This window comes from Streptomyces sp. NPDC002776, assembly GCF_053592195.1.
Map to the genome: position 1 here is coordinate 457646 of NZ_JBSFVG010000003.1, position 15300 is coordinate 472945.

Genomic DNA, 15300 nt, shown 5'->3' on the forward strand with positions numbered 1-15300 from the left:
GGCAGGCCAATCCCGGCATCTCCCACTATTGTGCTGAACTGTGCCTCGCCCATTGGGAGAACTCGAAGACGCGGTCATGACGCGGGTGTGGAAGTGGAACCGCCCGGTGACCGTTCGGGAAGTCCTTGAAGATCTTCAGCAGGAACGGTCCATCGCCTACACCACGGTGATGACCGTTTTGGACAATCTCCATCAGAAGGGCTGGGTGCGCCGCGAGGCGGAAGGCCGGGCCTATCGATATGAGGCGGTCTCCACACGGGCCGCCTACGCCGCCGCCCTCATGAACGAGGCGTGGTCGCAGAGCGACAACCCCGCCGCCGCCCTCGTCGCCTTCTTCGGGATGATGAGCGACGAACAGCGAACTGCTCTCCGCGACGCCGTCCGCATCGCCCAAGGACCGGAACAAACCGAGCAAGGCGATACCCGCCCCGATACGGCCCCGGAGAACCCCGGCTCGGCGCCGGAGGCCGACGGGCGATAGCGTCCGCTCATGTCCGCACAGAGCTCACCGGCTCAGAGCCCCGAAGTCACCGCAAAAGCCCTCACCGTCCGCCGGGCCCGCACCAGCGATGTCCCGGCGGTGCGCCGCCTGCTTGACGCGTACGTCCGCGGCGGCATCCTGCTCGACAAAGCGACGGTGACCCTTTACGAGGACATCCAGGAGTTCTGGGTCGCGGAACGTGACGACAACGCGGAGGTCGTCGGCTGCGGCGCCCTGCATGTGATGTGGGAAGACCTCGCGGAAGTCCGCACTCTCGCGGTGAAGCCCGGACTGAAGGGCGCGGGCGTCGGTCACCAGTTGCTGGAGAAGTTGCTCCAGACCGCGCGTTGGCTCGGTGTTCGCCGGGTTTTCTGCCTGACCTTCGAAGTGGACTTCTTCGGCAAGCACGGCTTCGTCGAGATCGGTGAGACGCCGGTCGACACCGATGTGTACGCGGAGCTGATGCGTTCCTATGACGAGGGCGTCGCGGAGTTCCTCGGTCTCGAACGAGTGAAACCGAACACCTTGGGCAACAGTCGGATGCTTCTGCATCTGTGATCGCCGGGTAAGCCGAACCGGACTCCCGGTGCCCTATGTCCGAAACGCGCATGTTTCCGGGCGGGGAGCGGGCTGTGAGTCTCTGCCAGGGGTTTGTGTTTTTCCAGCAAAAGCGGTTTGCTTTCCGACGTACTGCAGTACTGCATATAACAAGGGGACGGCGAAACGGCGGACGCCGCGGGCCCCAGCCCTCAAGTTATCGATGAAAGGAAATCCGGTGGCACAGAAGGTTCAGGTCCTTCTTGTCGACGACCTCGACGGTGGCGAGGCGGACGAGACCGTGACGTTCGCGCTGGACGGCAAGACGTACGAGATCGACCTCACGACCGCCAATGCGGACAAGCTCCGTGGCCTTCTCGAGCCTTACGTGAAGGGTGGTCGGCGTACCGGAGGCCGTGCTTCGGGTGGGCGTGGAAAGGCGCGTGCCGCGTCCGGCGGCAGCCAGGACACCGCCCAGATCCGTGCCTGGGCGAAGGAGAACGGCTACGACGTCAACGACCGCGGCCGTGTTCCCGCGTCCATTCGCGAGGCTTACGAGAAGGCCAACGGCTGAGCGCACAAGCGCCGCAGCCGCAGCCGGTGGCACTGGGTGGCCACCGTGTCCAGCAGTCGTACGAGATCGGGGGCGCCCCCACCGCCCCCCAAGGCCGACAGCGTCGGCAGCGAGGCCTCGACCTCGCGCCCCGGCTCGGGGGGCCGCAGCCAGACAGCGGCCCCCTGCGGCGTGCCGGCGTGGCCCCGGGACGGCCGCCTGTCGGTTGCCCCCGCCCCACCGGGTTCCGGCGCCTCCATGACGCCGCCCTCGCCGGTCACCGTGAGATCGAGGGCGAGCCCGCCCCACTCCAGCCAGGCCAGCACCCCGGGCAGCTCCTCCGCGCTGCCCGCGGCCACCAGCAGCCGCATCCGGTCGCCCCGCATCGCCGCCGGAGAACCCGGCGCCAGATGACGCAGCGCCGCGCGGCCCGCCTCGGCCGGCACGTCCAGGACGTCGAAGCGCTCGCCCAGCCGCAGCCCCAGCGGGCTCCCGGGCACTGTCGGCCACCCCAGTTCGTTCTCGTACCACCGGCGGACCTGATCGCTCGGATCGAGCGGCCGGCGGGGGGACGGGACCGTGGTGACCGGGGGAGGGGTGCCAACCATGCCAAGTGCAACCGTCCGAAGAGCGTCCGGGTTACGCTGGGTGGTCTCGCGAATGCACAGAGTGCCGATGGAGGGGGCGTGCGGGGGTGCGCGGAGGAGCGAGGTTGTTCGCCCGTAGCGGAGGGAACGGGTCTGCGCGGCATGGACTGTCGGTGCCTGCGGGTAAGACATCCCTAGTGGGAGGGGGCGACACGCAGGACCGGGCGTCTCACGTTCGCCATCGGCGTACTGGCGAAGCGGGTAACTGCCTGGCCTGCGGGAACATCGTCTCGCACCATCGGGTTGGAGGAGATGTCGGCGTTAGCGGGGTCAGGAGGCCATCGACGGTGTCGGCAGTTGGAATGAGCGGTCCCCGCTTGCGGGACTAAGCTGCGGAAGGACAGGGAGGGGAAGTTCCCCCCACTGCCTGACCGCTCTGAGGAGCGATTAACGATGTTCGAGAGGTTCACCGACCGCGCGCGGCGGGTTGTCGTCCTGGCTCAGGAAGAAGCCCGGATGCTCAACCACAACTACATCGGCACCGAGCACATCCTCCTGGGCCTGATCCACGAGGGTGAGGGTGTCGCCGCCAAGGCCCTTGAGAGCCTCGGGATTTCGCTCGAGGCGGTCCGCCAGCAGGTGGAGGAGATCATCGGCCAGGGCCAGCAGGCCCCGTCCGGGCACATCCCCTTCACCCCCCGTGCCAAGAAGGTCCTGGAGCTTTCGCTCCGCGAGGCTCTTCAGCTGGGCCACAACTACATCGGCACGGAGCACATCCTGCTCGGCCTGATCCGCGAGGGCGAGGGCGTCGCAGCCCAGGTCCTCGTCAAGCTGGGCGCAGATCTCAACCGGGTGCGGCAGCAGGTCATCCAGCTGCTCTCCGGCTACTCCGGGGGCAAGGAGGCCGCCACGGCGGGCGGCCCGGCCGAGGGCACGCCCTCGACCTCCCTGGTCCTCGACCAGTTCGGCCGCAATCTCACCCAGGCGGCCCGCGAATCCAAGCTCGACCCGGTCATCGGGCGCGAGAAGGAGATCGAGCGGGTCATGCAGGTGCTGTCCCGCCGGACCAAGAACAACCCGGTCCTGATCGGTGAGCCCGGTGTCGGCAAGACCGCCGTCGTCGAGGGCCTCGCCCAGGCCATCGTCAAGGGCGAGGTGCCCGAGACCCTCAAGGACAAGCACCTCTACACCCTGGACCTCGGCGCCCTGGTCGCCGGCTCCCGCTACCGCGGTGACTTCGAGGAGCGCCTGAAGAAGGTGCTCAAGGAGATCCGCACCCGCGGCGACATCATCCTGTTCATCGACGAGCTCCACACCCTGGTGGGTGCGGGTGCCGCCGAGGGCGCGATCGACGCCGCCAGCATCCTCAAGCCGATGCTGGCCCGCGGTGAGCTCCAGACCATCGGTGCCACCACGCTCGACGAGTACCGCAAGCACCTGGAGAAGGACGCGGCCCTGGAGCGCCGCTTCCAGCCCATCCAGGTCGCCGAGCCGTCGCTGCCGCACACGATCGAGATCCTCAAGGGTCTGCGTGACCGGTACGAGGCGCACCACCGCGTCTCCATCACCGACGAGGCGCTGGTCCAGGCCGCCACCCTGGCCGACCGGTACATCTCGGACCGCTTCCTGCCGGACAAGGCGATCGACCTGATCGACGAGGCCGGTTCCCGGATGCGCATCCGCCGGATGACCGCGCCGCCGGACCTGCGCGAGTTCGACGAGAAGATCGCCGGGGTCCGCCGGGACAAGGAGTCCGCGATCGACTCGCAGGACTTCGAGAAGGCCGCCTCCCTGCGTGACAAGGAGAAGCAGCTCCTCGCCGCGAAGGCCAAGCGGGAGAAGGAGTGGAAGGCCGGCGACATGGACGTCGTCGCCGAGGTCGACGGCGAGCTGATCGCCGAGGTCCTCGCGACCGCCACCGGCATCCCGGTCTTCAAGCTGACCGAGGAGGAGTCCTCGCGTCTGCTCCGCATGGAGGACGAGCTCCACAAGCGGGTCATCGGCCAGGTCGACGCCGTCAAGGCGCTGTCGAAGGCGATCCGTCGTACCCGTGCCGGTCTGAAGGACCCCAAGCGTCCCGGTGGCTCGTTCATCTTCGCCGGCCCCTCCGGTGTCGGTAAGACCGAGCTGTCCAAGGCGCTCGCCGAGTTCCTCTTCGGCGACGAGGACGCGCTGATCTCCCTCGACATGTCGGAGTTCAGCGAGAAGCACACGGTCTCCCGGCTCTTCGGTTCGCCCCCCGGCTACGTGGGCTACGAAGAGGGCGGCCAGCTGACCGAGAAGGTCCGCCGCAAGCCGTTCTCCGTGGTCCTCTTCGACGAGGTCGAGAAGGCCCACCCGGACATCTTCAACTCGCTGCTGCAGATCCTGGAGGACGGTCGGCTGACCGACTCCCAGGGCCGGGTCGTGGACTTCAAGAACACGGTCATCATCATGACGACCAACCTCGGCACCCGGGACATCTCCAAGGGCTTCAACCTGGGCTTCGCGGCCTCGGGCGACAAGAAGACCAACTACGAGCGCATGAAGAACAAGGTCTCGGACGAGCTCAAGCAGCACTTCCGGCCCGAGTTCCTCAACCGCGTCGACGACGTGGTCGTCTTCCCGCAGCTGACCCAGGCCGACATCCTCGCGATCGTCGACCTGATGATCGGCAAGGTGGACGAGCGCCTGAAGGACCGGGACATGGGCATCGAGCTCTCCCAGTCCGCCAAGGAGCTGCTCTCCAGGAAGGGTTACGACCCGGTGCTGGGTGCGCGTCCGCTGCGCCGCACCATCCAGCGCGAGATCGAGGACACGCTGTCGGAGAAGATCCTCTTCGGCGAGCTGCGCCCCGGTCACATCGTGGTCGTGGACACCGAGGGCGAGGGCGAGACCCAGACCTTCACCTTCCGCGGTGAGGAGAAGTCGGCGCTGCCCGACGTCCCGCCGATCGAGCAGGCGGCCGGCGGTGCCGGGCCCAACCTGAGCAAGGAGGCCTAGCCGCCGCGCTGGGCTTGAACCAAAGGGGCTGCCCCGGGACCTCGTCCTGGGGCAGCCCCTTTTCATGCCGTCGCTCAGGACAGCTGGCCGTCGTAGTCCGGCAACTTGTACGTCTTCTCGGCGTGGCCGCCCGAGAGGTCGGTGGAGCTGTTGCCGATGTTCGCGATGATCGTGTAGCCCTTGTTCTCGATGTCGACGCGCTGGGCCGTCTTGTAGTCGCCGACGTTCCTGAACAGGTCGATGAAGCCGCGGACGTAGAGTCCGGCGACCTTGTAGCCGCGGTACTTGAGGTTGTAGTCCGTGACCGACTGGATGATCCCCGGGCGGGCGGTCACGAAGAACAGGGCGACGCCGTGCTCCTGCGCGTACTTGGCGACCTCCAGGACCGGCTTGTTGGCCGGCTGGGGGTAGCTGAAGCCGAAGTCGGTCTCCAGGCTGGTGTTGTCTATGTCGAGCACGATCGCCTGCTTCTCGCCCGGCCTGGGGTTCGCGATCCGCTGCTGCAGCTGGGGCAGTGCCTGGTTCATCACCAGCCGGCAGTCTTTCTGCCAGGTGTCGTAGTCGACGTCCGCGGTGGCGGCGGCGGTGGCGACGGTCGGGGTGCCGGTGCTCGTCGCGGCCTGCGCGGGTACGGCGAAAGCCACCAGGGCGGCGGCGGAGGCGGCGGTGGCACCTGTGCGGAGCGCCCAGGGGCGTCGGGTGGTCATGTGGGTGGGGGTCCCTTCGCGTACGGCCAGCATGTCGTGTGCATGTTCGTGCGAGCGGGTGGCGCGAGGGGAACCGTAGGGTTACTGGACGGTAGGTGGCTAGAGGCGTGCGCGTCACACGACGCGGCGGATCCGTTCGAAGGACGGGGTCACCGGGAGGGGGGCGAGGACGGCCGGGGGGATCTCGGTGACGTCCGGGGCGTAGACGACGGTGACCGAGCGCAGGTCGGGGAACCGGTCCGGGACGGCTGACAGATCCTCGGTGCCCTGGAGGTTGTTGAGGCGGAGGTGGGTGACCCCCGGCAGGGGCGGGCCCTGCCAGCCGCCGTTGTGCTGCCAGTCGATGTGCAGATGCCGCAACTCCGGGAGCCGGGCGATCTCCTCGTGGTCGTCGGGGGAGAGCGCGGAGGTCAGCTTGGCGAGGCTCAGCCGCTTCAGCGAGCGGAAGTGACGCAGGCCGCGCAGGCCGGTCAGCTCCAGAGCGTGCTTGGTGAAGCGCAGGTAGCGCAGTCCCAGATCCCGCGGCAGCGCCTCGTCGAGGGAGGCGCCCTCCAGCAGGACACCGAGGTCGAGCTGGTCCAGCGTCGGCGAGCCGGCGAGGACGGACAGGTCGAGGCCCCGGGGCAGCAGGTCCAGGGAGAGCCAGATCAGCGGGAGACGGGCCACCGCGGACAGACTCTCCAGGTGGGAGCATCTGCTCACGTCCAGATAGCTCAGCCGGTGCAGGCCCGCCAGGCACCTCAGATCACGCAGCTCGTCATTGGCACGCAGGACGAGTTCGGTCGTGGCCTCCGGGACGAGCCCGGCGCCGATCTCGTCCGCCGCGATACCGCCCACGAGCTGGACCGAAGGCCTGCCGCCCAACTGCCTCAGAAAACGCAGCTGTTCGGCCGAGCGTGCGGTGAAGAACAGCTCCTCCTGCCGGAGATGCGCGACGATCTCCTCGCCGTACCGGCGCGTGGCGAACCGGGACCAGCTCCAGGAGAGCTGGGCGCGTACGTCGAGCCCCGGATGGCTCCGGAACCGGGCCAGCACCGGCAGTGCCGCCTCCGTGCCGATGAGGGACGCCGTGACGACGACCGCCCGCGCCTCCTCCTCGTCCAGCCCCTCCGGGCCGGGCAGCAGCTCCAGGACGAGCGGTCCTACGGAGGCCAGGGCGCGGGCTTCCTCCGTGGTGCGGGGCGGGATGAGCGAGGCCGCGTTGCGTTCGACCTCCGCCCGCACCCGCGGGTCCAGCTCCGTCGCGTGCTCCAGGGACGCCAGCGCCAGCAGCCGGATCCGGGCGCTCACCGCTCCGTCCGCCCGCTGTGCCGCCGCACTCAAGTCCCGTAGCAGATCCGCCCGTTCGCGTGGGCGCGCATGCGCCACCGCCATCCGGAGCACGTCCGCCCACTGCTCGTCCGCCGCGCCGCGCACCAGCAGTCCGAAGTCGCCGTCCTCCACGGCGGCCTTGGCGCCCAGGTAGTCCTGGAAGGTGCGGTGGACGAACTCCACGGTCCCGGCGGCCGGTTCGCGCAGCAGGCCGCTGCGGACCAGCAGATGGCGCAGGATCTGACCGGCGTCGCCCTGCTCGCCGGCGACCGGCAGGGACGGCAGGACGTCGGCGATGATCCGCTCGGCGCGGTCGCGGTCCAGCTCGGACTGGTTGTTGCGGATCAGCCAGTAGGCGAGCCGCTGCAGCAGCTGGATCTGGGGCAGCTCCGTGAGGAACACTCCGCCCGGTTCCCCGGGCGGGAACATGTCCCGCTCCTCGTCCCGCCGTGCCAGCAGCATCGACAGGGCGGCGTCGTACAACTCCTTGCGGCCGTGCGGGAGATACCCGCGCCGGTCCCGGTGCAGGGCGCAGATCAGTCCGCACATCAGCGGGTTGGTGGCGAGCCGCCCGAGGTCCGGCTTGGTGCGGACGGCGTCGAGCAGGGAGCGCCGGTACCCGTCCAGGCGCTCCGGGTCGGGCGCGTCGATCCGGGCCGCCGCGTGCCAGCGGTCGATGAACGCGGCGACGTCGTCCTGGCTCATCGGGGTGAGCGCCAGCTCCGTGAAGCCGTCCGCGGCGAGCCAGTCCTCGTGCACGGCGGAGGGGCGGGAGGTGACCAGCCACTGGTTGCCGGGGTAGACGTCGAGGAGGTCGCGCAGCCAGCGGCGGGTGCGTTCCCGTTCGCGCTCGGGTATCTCGTCGATGCCGTCGACCAGCAGCAGGCCCCGGCCGGCGGTCAGGACACGGTCGGCCCAGCCGTCCGGCTGGTTCCCGTGGAAGGGGACCTGCACGGCGGACAAGAAGGCGTCGGGCGCCGGGAGGCCCCGGCGGACCAGGGTGCGCAGCGGCAGGACGAACGGGACCCGGTCGCCGCGCTCGCCGCGGGCCGCGGTCACCGCGAGCCACTGCACGAGGGTGGTCTTGCCGGAGCCGGCCACCCCGCGCAGCAGCACCCGGTCGTGTTCCGCGAAGGCCTGTTCGGCTGGGAGGGCGCCGTCGGCGGAGGCGATGTGCAGCCCGCCGGGGCCGGTGGCGCGGTCGTCCTCGGCGGGGCCGAGGGCCTGGAGGCTGAGGTAGGCGGCGTCCAGGGGCCAGCGGTCGGGGGAGTGGGCCAGGTCGATGCCGTAGATCGTGAGCCGGCCGTGCCTGGTGGGGACGTACGACAGATAGCGCCGCTCGAAGGCGGTGTCGGTGCCGCCGGTGGGCGGGGTGCGGGCGATCAGCTCGTCGACCTTGGCGATGAGCTCGCGCTGGCGCCGGGACTGCTCGACGAGGGTGCGGGCGACGAAGGCGGAGCGCTGGGTGAAGAAGTGCACGATGTGCAGGCAGGCGGAGGTGAGCAGGCGGGCGTAGAAGTGACCTGCGTCATAGGAGAGTTCGCGGTCCGGGTGGCCGCTCGCGCGGCGCAGGGCCGTGGCCAGGTGCTCGTGCCCGAGGTCCACCGCCTGCACGTCCGTCATGGCCAGGTCGCCCAGGGCGTACAGGGTGTCGGTGAGGGCGTGCGCGACGGCCTGTTCCTCGTCGGCGCCGATGGGCCGCTCACCGCCCTTGAGGGCCTGGCGGACCAGCTCGGCGGAGAGCTTGTGCAGGGCGGGCCGGTCCAGGGTGCTCCGCTCGCCCCGGAAGGACACCAGCGCCGAGAGCCGGACCGGCCGGTCGACCAGGGCCGCGCCCGGGCCCTCCTTGACGAACAGCTTGCGCACCAGCGGACCGATCAAGCCGGACGCCAGCCTGGCGCCGAGTACTGCCGGGTCCAACCCGCCCTCCCCCGTCGTCACATGAACGCAGGTCAGCGTAGCGCCGGTCACATTCCGGCGTCCCTGGATCTTGGGGCCCGGTGACATGCCGCACAGGCGATTTGTCCGTTACTAGGCGGAGTAGTGGAAAGGTCCGTTCGGGCAAAAAGGACTTTTGGCTCGGAACCTCCACCCCGCTTTTCCAGTCATGGACTGATTCGTCCTGGATGAGAGCTGTGTCAAGAAGGAAGACGGTTTTACGGTCAAGTACTAGCTTGACTCGTAGATAGAGGGTTTGGGCGGGGATGGGCCTCGGCGGTACCAAGGAGTGGCCCCATCCGGCAGCTGTCTGAGCGCCGGGTGGTTCTCATGTCCCCCACCTCACGAGGTTTTCGATGTCCCAGCGCGTCTCCGTCCGTTCTTCCCGTACGTCCACGCTCCGCACTCGCGTCGCCGCCGTGGCCGCCGCCCTGGGGGCGTCGGTCGTGCTGGGGGCCGGAGTCGCCTCGGCCGCGGAGCCCGCCGTCGCCCAGACCGCGAAGACCGCCACGACCGCGAAGGCCGTCGCGACCGCCAAGGCGACCAAGGCGACCAAGGCAGCCAAGGCCGCCTCCTGGGTCAAGCCGGTGAAGAAGTACACGAAGTCGGCGAGCTACGCCCAGAGCGGCGGCATGTGGCAGTCCACCCACAGCGGCCAGGACTTCGCCGTCGCCACCGGCACCCAGGTCTACGCCGCCCGCGGCGGCACCGTGGTCAAGGCCGGTTCCAACGGCGCCGGTGACGGCCCGGCCTACGGCAACGCCGTCGTCATCAAGCACGGCAACGGCACGTACTCCCAGTACGCCCATCTGTCGAAGATCCAGGTCAAGGCCGGCCAGATCGTCAAGACCGGCCAGCGCATCGCCCTGTCCGGCAACACCGGCAACTCCAGCGGCCCGCACCTGCACTTCGAGATCCGTACGACCGCCAACTACGGCACGGCCGTCGACCCGGTGGCCTTCCTGCGCGCCAAGGGCCTGTCGCTCTAACCCCGCGTGCTTCCGCGATGGGCCTGGATCACCAGGTCCATCGCCACCTCCAGAACGGCCTCGCGCTTGTCCTCGGGATCCGCGTCGAGGTCCTGGAGGAAGAACATCCCGGCGTGCAGGGCGAAGATCGCGCTGACGTAGCGGACCTGCTCGACCAGCGGGGCGTCGGGGTCGATGATGATCTCCCGCAGGCCCTTCATGCGCTCCTTGAAGGTCTCGCCGACGCGCAGCTCCCGTACCGTCGCCTGGTTCTCCTGCATGAAGCGGAACAGCGGGGCCGCGTCGGTCAGGGCGTCGTTGTAGCGCCGTACGATCTCCTGCTTGGTCTCCAGGGTGTGCGGCTGGCCCTTGCCCCACTCGATCAGGTCCAGGATCGGCCGGGTCAGATCGTCGTAGATGCTGACCAGGATCTCTTCCTTGGTCTTGAAGTGGTAGTAGAGCGCCGCCTTGGTGACGTCGAGATGCTCGGCGATCTCCCGCAGCGAGGTCTTCTCGTACCCCTGCTCGGCGAAGAGCGCGAGCGCCACGTCCTGGATGCGCTGGCGGGTGTTGCCGCGGCGCCCCTGCTTGGTGCCATCCGTGCCGCCCATGCCGCCCATCCTCGTACTCCTCGACGCTTGCCAAAAACTTACTTGACGCCCGGCTAGTTACGCCTCTACTTTCCTGCAGTGTAGACAACTAGCCGGTCGGCAAGTAAGTAGCGGGAGCTGGGGGAGTGGGAGTCATGGCGCAGACACAGGCCGTGGACGCGGTACCGGAGAAACCGGCCAGGAGCGTGCGGGTGGTCCTGCTCGCGCTCATGATCACGATGATGCTGGCGATGCTCGACAACATGATCATCGGTACGGCGATGCCGACGATCGTGGGTGAACTGGGCGGGCTCGAACATCTCTCGTGGGTCGTCACCGCGTACACCCTCGCCACCGCCGCCTCCACCCCGCTGTGGGGCAAGCTCGGTGACATGTACGGGCGCAAGGGCGTCTTCATGGGCTCGATCGTGCTCTTCCTGATCGGCTCCATGCTCAGCGGCATGGCCCAGGACATGGGCCAGCTGATCGGCTTCCGGGCCGTCCAGGGCCTGGGCGCGGGCGGACTCATGGTCGGCGTGATGGCGATCATCGGCGACCTGATCCCGCCCCGCGAGCGCGGCAAGTACCAGGGCATGATGGCCGGCGTCATGGCGCTCGCGATGATCGGCGGACCGCTGGTCGGCGGCACCATCACCGACCACTGGGGCTGGCGCTGGGCCTTCTACATCAACCTCCCCCTCGGCATAGTCGCCCTGCTCGCCATCAGCGCGGTCCTGCACCTGCCGAAGAAGCGGGCGCAGGCGCGGATCGACTATCTGGGCGCCGCGCTGCTGACCGTCGGCATCACCGCGATCGTGCTGGTCACCACCTGGGGCGGCACCGAGTACGCCTGGACGTCCGCGCGGATCATGGAGCTGATCGGCATCGGCGTCGCCGCGCTCGTCGGGTTCGTGTTCTGGCAGACCAAGGCCGCGGAGCCGGTGCTGCCGCTGCACATCTTCCGCAGCCGCAACTTCACGCTGATGTCCGTCATCGGCTTCATCACCGGCTTCGTGATGTTCGGTGCCACGCTCTTCCTGCCGCTGTACCAGCAGTCCGTGCAGGGGGCGTCCGCCACGAACTCCGGGCTGCTGCTCCTGCCGATGCTCGGCGCGATGCTGGTGACCTCGATGGTCGCGGGCCGGGTGACCACCAACACCGGGCGCTACTACGTCTTCCCGGTCGTCGGCAGTGTGCTGATGGTCGTCGGGCTGTACCTGCTGTCCACGATGGACACCGGGACCTCGCGGCTGGTCTCCGGGGTGTTCATGGCCGTGGTCGGTCTCGGCATGGGCTGTCTGATGCAGATCACCATGCTGGTGGCGCAGAACAGCGTGGAGATGAAGGACATGGGCGTCGCGTCCTCCTCCACCACCCTCTTCCGCACCCTCGGCTCCTCCTTCGGCGTCGCGATCATGGGCGCGCTGTTCAACCACCGGGTCGGCGACGTCATGGCCGAACGGGCCGGCTCCCTCGGCTCCCAGGTGACCGAGCAGTCCGCGCAACTGGACGCGGCGAGCCTGGCGAAGCTGCCGGAGGCGGCGCGGGAGGCGTACCAGCACGCGGTGTCCGCGGGCACCCACTCGGCGTTCCTGCTCGGGGCCGTGGTGGCGGTGGTCTCCCTGATCGCCGCGGTCTTCGTGAAGGAGGTCCCGCTGAAGGGGGCGGGCCCGAAGGACGACGCCCCGACGCCGACGGCACCGATGGCGGAGGCGGTCTGACACCGCCGGGAGCGGGCGGGGGTGCTCGGGGGCTGGGTTCTGCGGGGGCGTCGGCGGGCGGCGGGGCGGTATCGGCGGGTCGGCGCGGCGGCAGGGGCCGGGTCTGCTCGGCGGCTGGCTTCTACGGCGGTATCGGCGGGTCCGCGCGGTGGCATCGGCAGATCTGCGCGGTGGTATCGGGTTGGGTTCTACGGCGGGGTCGGCCCAGGTGTGCTCGGCGGTGTCGGGTGGGCTTCTGCGGCGGGGTCGGGCGGGTCTGCGCAGCGGCATCCGGTGGCTTTGCTCGGCGTGGCGGGGCAGGTCTGCGCGGTGGTATTGGGTTGGGTTCTACGGCGGGGTCGGCCCAGGTGCGTTCGGCGGTGTCGGGTGGGCTTCTGCGGCGGGGTCGGGCGGGTCTGCGCAGCGGCATCCGGTGGCTTCGCTCGGCGTGGCGGGGCAGGTCTGCGCAGCGGCATCCGAGAACTCCGCTCGGCGGGCCCGGGCGGGTCTGCGTGGCAGCTCCGACAGCTCCGCTCGGCGGGACCGGTCAGGTGTGCTCGGCGGTGACGGGGCGGCTTCTGCTGCGGCGTCGGCAGGTCCGCGTGGCGGCATCGGGCAGGCCCACGCGGCGGCACCGGGCCGAGTTCTACGGCGGCGCCTGCCAGGTTTCCCCGGTGGCATCCGGTCGGCTCCCGTGGCCGTATCGCTCGGTTTGCCGGGGGCTACGGCAGCATCCGGTAGCTCCCCGTGTTCGTCCGTATCGCTCGGTTTGCCGGGGGCTACGGCAGCATCGGGTAGCTCCCCGTGTTCGTCGGTGCGTGTTCCGGGAGCCACAGGACCGCCACCGCCCCCTCCGCCGGTACGTGCTCCGGGGCGCCGGCCGGGCGGATGTTGCGGAAGGTGAGGCGGGCGCCGAGGACCCGGGCCTGGCCGGCCGCGATGGTCAGGCCCAGCCCGTGCCCGCGGCCGGCCCGGTCGCTGCTCCCGGTGCGGAACCGGCTCGGCCCCTCCGCGAGCAGCGCCTGCGGGAACCCGGGGCCGTGGTCGCGGACCCGGATGACCCGCCCCTCGACGGTGACCTCGACCGGCGGTTTGCCGTGCCGGGAGGCGTTGGCGAGGAGGTTGAACAGCACGCGCTCCAGGCGCCGCGGGTCGGTGGTGACCTCCGACTCGTGCACGACGCGGACCTCGGCGTGCGGATCCTTCGCCGCGACCCGTCGGGTGATGAACTCGCCCAGCAGGATGTCCTGCAGTTCCGCCCGCTCCGAGGCGCCGTCGAGCCGGGCCACCTCCAGGACGTCCTCCACCAGCGTGCGCATGGCCTTCGCCCGGTCCAGGACCAGCTCGGTCGGCCGGCCCGGCGGCAGCAGCTCCGCCGCCGTCAGCAGCCCGGTCACCGGGGTGCGCAGCTCGTGCGCGATGTCCGCGGTGACCCGCCGCTCCGCCTCCAGCCGCTGCTGGAGCGCGTCCGCCATCGCGTCCACCGCCCGCGCGAGATCGTCCGTCTCGTCCCGGACCACGCCGCCGATCGCGTCCCGCACCCGCACGTCCGGCTCGCCCTGGGCGACCTGCCCCGCCGCGGCCGCCGCCTTGCGCAGCCGGCGCGACATCTGCCCGCCGATCAGCACACCGATCGCGCTGCCACCGAGGACGACCGCGATGGAGCCGATCACCAGGGCCTGGTCGAGGTCGTTGAGGATGTCGGTGCTGCGGTCGGTGAACCCGGTGTGCAGGGACAGCACCCGCCCGTCCTGCACCGGCACGGCCGCCCAGATGTCCGGTCCGCCGTCCGCGTCGGTGACGTACGTCGCCCGCCGCCCCTGCTCGACCTTCTCCCGCAGCGGCTCGGGCAGCCGCCGGTCGTCGACCTTGACGTTCGGGAAGTTCGGGCGCCCGGACAGCTCGTAGTTGCGCTGGGCGATCTGGATCCGCTCGTCGGCGAGATCGCGCGCGTTGTCCAACATCGACACCCGCGCCGCGTTGTGCACGACCAGGCTGAGCGCGACCGCCACCAGCGCGCCGACCAGCGCGATGGCCGCACTCAGCTTCCACTTCAGCCCGGTACGGATATCGGCCGCGCGCAGATCCGCGCGGCGCCAGGTGATCCCCCGCATTCCCCGCCCCGCTCAGGCCTTGAGCTTGTAGCCGAAGCCGCGGACCGTCTCGATCCGGTCCTGGCCGATCTTCGTGCGCAGCCGCTGCACATGAACGTCGACGACCCGGGTGTCCCCGCCCCAGCCGTAGTCCCACACCCGCTCCAGGAGCTTGTCCCGGGAGAGCACGGTGCCCGGCGCGGAGGAGAACTCCAGCAGCAGCCGCATCTCGGTCGGCGTGAGCGCGACCGTCCGGCCCGCCCGGCGCACCTCCATGCCCTCGGTGTCGATCTCCAGCTCACCGAAGGTCAGCACCCCGCCGGCCGCCGCCGCCCCCGGCTCCTCGCCCCGGTCACCGCCGCTCGCGTGCCCGAACCGGCGCAGCACCGCGCGGATGCGCGCGACCAGCACGGCACCGTCGAACGGCTTGGTGACGTAGTCGTCCGCGCCCGCCTCCAGACCCAGCACGACGTCGATGGAGTCGGCACGCGCCGACAGCATGATCACCGGCACGGTCGACTCGTCCCGGATCCGCCGGCACAGGCTGACGCCGTCCAGTCCGGGCACCATCACGTCCAGCAGGGCGATGTCGGGCCGGTCCGCCCGGAACGCCTCCAGGCCCGACAGGCCGTCGGGCCTGGCGGTGACCGCGAAGCCGTCCCGCTCCAGGGCGAGCTGGGTGGCCTCGCGGATGACGTCGTCGTCCTCGACGAACAGAACGTGGGTCTGGTCTGCCATCCCGGTGCTCTCAGTCCTCGTGGTGGTGGGTGTCCTACTAGGAGATCGGTCCGAGCGCCCGATCGGTTCATCCCGGCCGCGCTCAGGCCTCCGGCACCGGCGAGGGCGCGTCGCC

Annotated in this window: 12 protein-coding genes; 6 read left to right on the top strand and 6 right to left on the bottom strand. The window is 69.9% G+C overall.

From position 1 onward, the window contains the following. Positions 1 to 52: 52 nt before the first annotated feature. The 3 genes from ACWD11_RS09730 to ACWD11_RS09740 all read left to right on the top strand — a co-directional run bounded on the left by ACWD11_RS09730 (position 53) and on the right by ACWD11_RS09740 (position 1592). A complete protein-coding gene (locus ACWD11_RS09730) occupies positions 53 to 481 on the top strand; it encodes a BlaI/MecI/CopY family transcriptional regulator (RefSeq protein WP_389416960.1) in 429 nt (142 codons plus the stop codon). Positions 482 to 490: 9 nt separating this feature from the next. Then, the gene (locus ACWD11_RS09735; RefSeq protein WP_389416961.1) at positions 491 to 1039 is read left to right on the top strand and encodes an amino-acid N-acetyltransferase; all 549 of its coding nucleotides are present in this window, start codon (positions 491 to 493) and stop codon (positions 1037 to 1039) included. Positions 1040 to 1256: 217 nt separating this feature from the next. Then, positions 1257 to 1592 carry a histone-like nucleoid-structuring protein Lsr2 gene (locus tag ACWD11_RS09740; RefSeq protein ID WP_389416962.1) on the top strand — a complete coding sequence of 112 codons (336 nt, stop codon included), beginning with the start codon at positions 1257 to 1259 and terminating at the stop codon, positions 1590 to 1592. On the opposite strand, the gene ACWD11_RS09745 is transcribed toward ACWD11_RS09740, so the two are convergent. After that, the gene (locus ACWD11_RS09745) at positions 1571 to 2179 is read right to left on the bottom strand and encodes an SCO3374 family protein (protein ID WP_451282284.1); all 609 of its coding nucleotides are present in this window, start codon (positions 2177 to 2179) and stop codon (positions 1571 to 1573) included. The two genes, ACWD11_RS09740 and ACWD11_RS09745, sit on opposite strands and share 22 nt — an antisense overlap. Before the next feature lie 432 nt (positions 2180 to 2611). Between ACWD11_RS09745 and ACWD11_RS09750 the strand changes: the two genes are divergently transcribed. Then, positions 2612 to 5140, top strand: a complete 2529-nt coding sequence (locus ACWD11_RS09750; RefSeq protein ID WP_250077158.1) for an ATP-dependent Clp protease ATP-binding subunit — start codon at positions 2612 to 2614, stop codon at positions 5138 to 5140. Positions 5141 to 5214: 74 nt separating this feature from the next. On the opposite strand, the gene ACWD11_RS09755 is transcribed toward ACWD11_RS09750, so the two are convergent. Beyond that, a complete protein-coding gene (locus tag ACWD11_RS09755) occupies positions 5215 to 5847 on the bottom strand; it encodes an HAD family acid phosphatase (RefSeq protein WP_451282286.1) in 633 nt (210 codons plus the stop codon). A gap of 114 nt (positions 5848 to 5961) precedes the next feature. Continuing rightward, the gene (locus ACWD11_RS09760; protein ID WP_451282288.1) at positions 5962 to 9078 is read right to left on the bottom strand and encodes an NACHT domain-containing protein; all 3117 of its coding nucleotides are present in this window, start codon (positions 9076 to 9078) and stop codon (positions 5962 to 5964) included. Positions 9079 to 9452: 374 nt separating this feature from the next. Between ACWD11_RS09760 and ACWD11_RS09765 the strand changes: the two genes are divergently transcribed. Beyond that, the gene (locus ACWD11_RS09765; protein WP_389416966.1) at positions 9453 to 10085 is read left to right on the top strand and encodes a M23 family metallopeptidase; all 633 of its coding nucleotides are present in this window, start codon (positions 9453 to 9455) and stop codon (positions 10083 to 10085) included. Here the strand turns inward: ACWD11_RS09765 and ACWD11_RS09770 are convergent. Further along, positions 10082 to 10675, bottom strand: coding sequence for a TetR/AcrR family transcriptional regulator (locus ACWD11_RS09770; protein ID WP_389416967.1), 594 nt, complete (start codon positions 10673 to 10675; stop codon positions 10082 to 10084). The two genes, ACWD11_RS09765 and ACWD11_RS09770, sit on opposite strands and share 4 nt — an antisense overlap. A 134-nt stretch (positions 10676 to 10809) precedes the next feature. Between ACWD11_RS09770 and ACWD11_RS09775 the strand changes: the two genes are divergently transcribed. Further along, the gene (locus ACWD11_RS09775; RefSeq protein ID WP_451282291.1) at positions 10810 to 12375 is read left to right on the top strand and encodes an MDR family MFS transporter; all 1566 of its coding nucleotides are present in this window, start codon (positions 10810 to 10812) and stop codon (positions 12373 to 12375) included. A gap of 758 nt (positions 12376 to 13133) precedes the next feature. Here the strand turns inward: ACWD11_RS09775 and cseC are convergent. After that, complete coding sequence (gene cseC / locus ACWD11_RS09780; RefSeq protein WP_451282293.1) at positions 13134 to 14468, bottom strand: two-component system sensor histidine kinase CseC; 1335 nt, start codon at positions 14466 to 14468, stop codon at positions 13134 to 13136. Positions 14469 to 14480: 12 nt separating this feature from the next. Then, positions 14481 to 15185, bottom strand: a complete 705-nt coding sequence (cseB, locus tag ACWD11_RS09785) for a two-component system response regulator CseB (protein WP_451282295.1) — start codon at positions 15183 to 15185, stop codon at positions 14481 to 14483. Between the last annotated feature and the right edge of the window lie 115 nt (positions 15186 to 15300).

Bases quoted from the DNA above. Each gene is read 5' to 3' on its own strand.
- ACWD11_RS09755 (WP_451282286.1), bottom strand. From the start codon at position 5,847: ATGACCACCCGACGCCCCTGGGCGCTCCGCACAGGTGCCACCGCCGCC.
- ACWD11_RS09765 (WP_389416966.1), top strand. From the start codon at position 9,453: ATGTCCCAGCGCGTCTCCGTCCGTTCTTCCCGTACGTCCACGCTCCGC.
- cseB (WP_451282295.1), bottom strand. From the start codon at position 15,185: ATGGCAGACCAGACCCACGTTCTGTTCGTCGAGGACGACGACGTCATC.
- ACWD11_RS09770 (WP_389416967.1), bottom strand. From the start codon at position 10,675: ATGGGCGGCACGGATGGCACCAAGCAGGGGCGCCGCGGCAACACCCGC.
- ACWD11_RS09745 (WP_451282284.1), bottom strand. From the start codon at position 2,179: ATGGTTGGCACCCCTCCCCCGGTCACCACGGTCCCGTCCCCCCGCCGG.
- ACWD11_RS09735 (WP_389416961.1), top strand. From the start codon at position 491: ATGTCCGCACAGAGCTCACCGGCTCAGAGCCCCGAAGTCACCGCAAAA.
- cseC (WP_451282293.1), bottom strand. From the start codon at position 14,468: ATGCGGGGGATCACCTGGCGCCGCGCGGATCTGCGCGCGGCCGATATC.
- ACWD11_RS09775 (WP_451282291.1), top strand. From the start codon at position 10,810: ATGGCGCAGACACAGGCCGTGGACGCGGTACCGGAGAAACCGGCCAGG.
- ACWD11_RS09750 (WP_250077158.1), top strand. From the start codon at position 2,612: ATGTTCGAGAGGTTCACCGACCGCGCGCGGCGGGTTGTCGTCCTGGCT.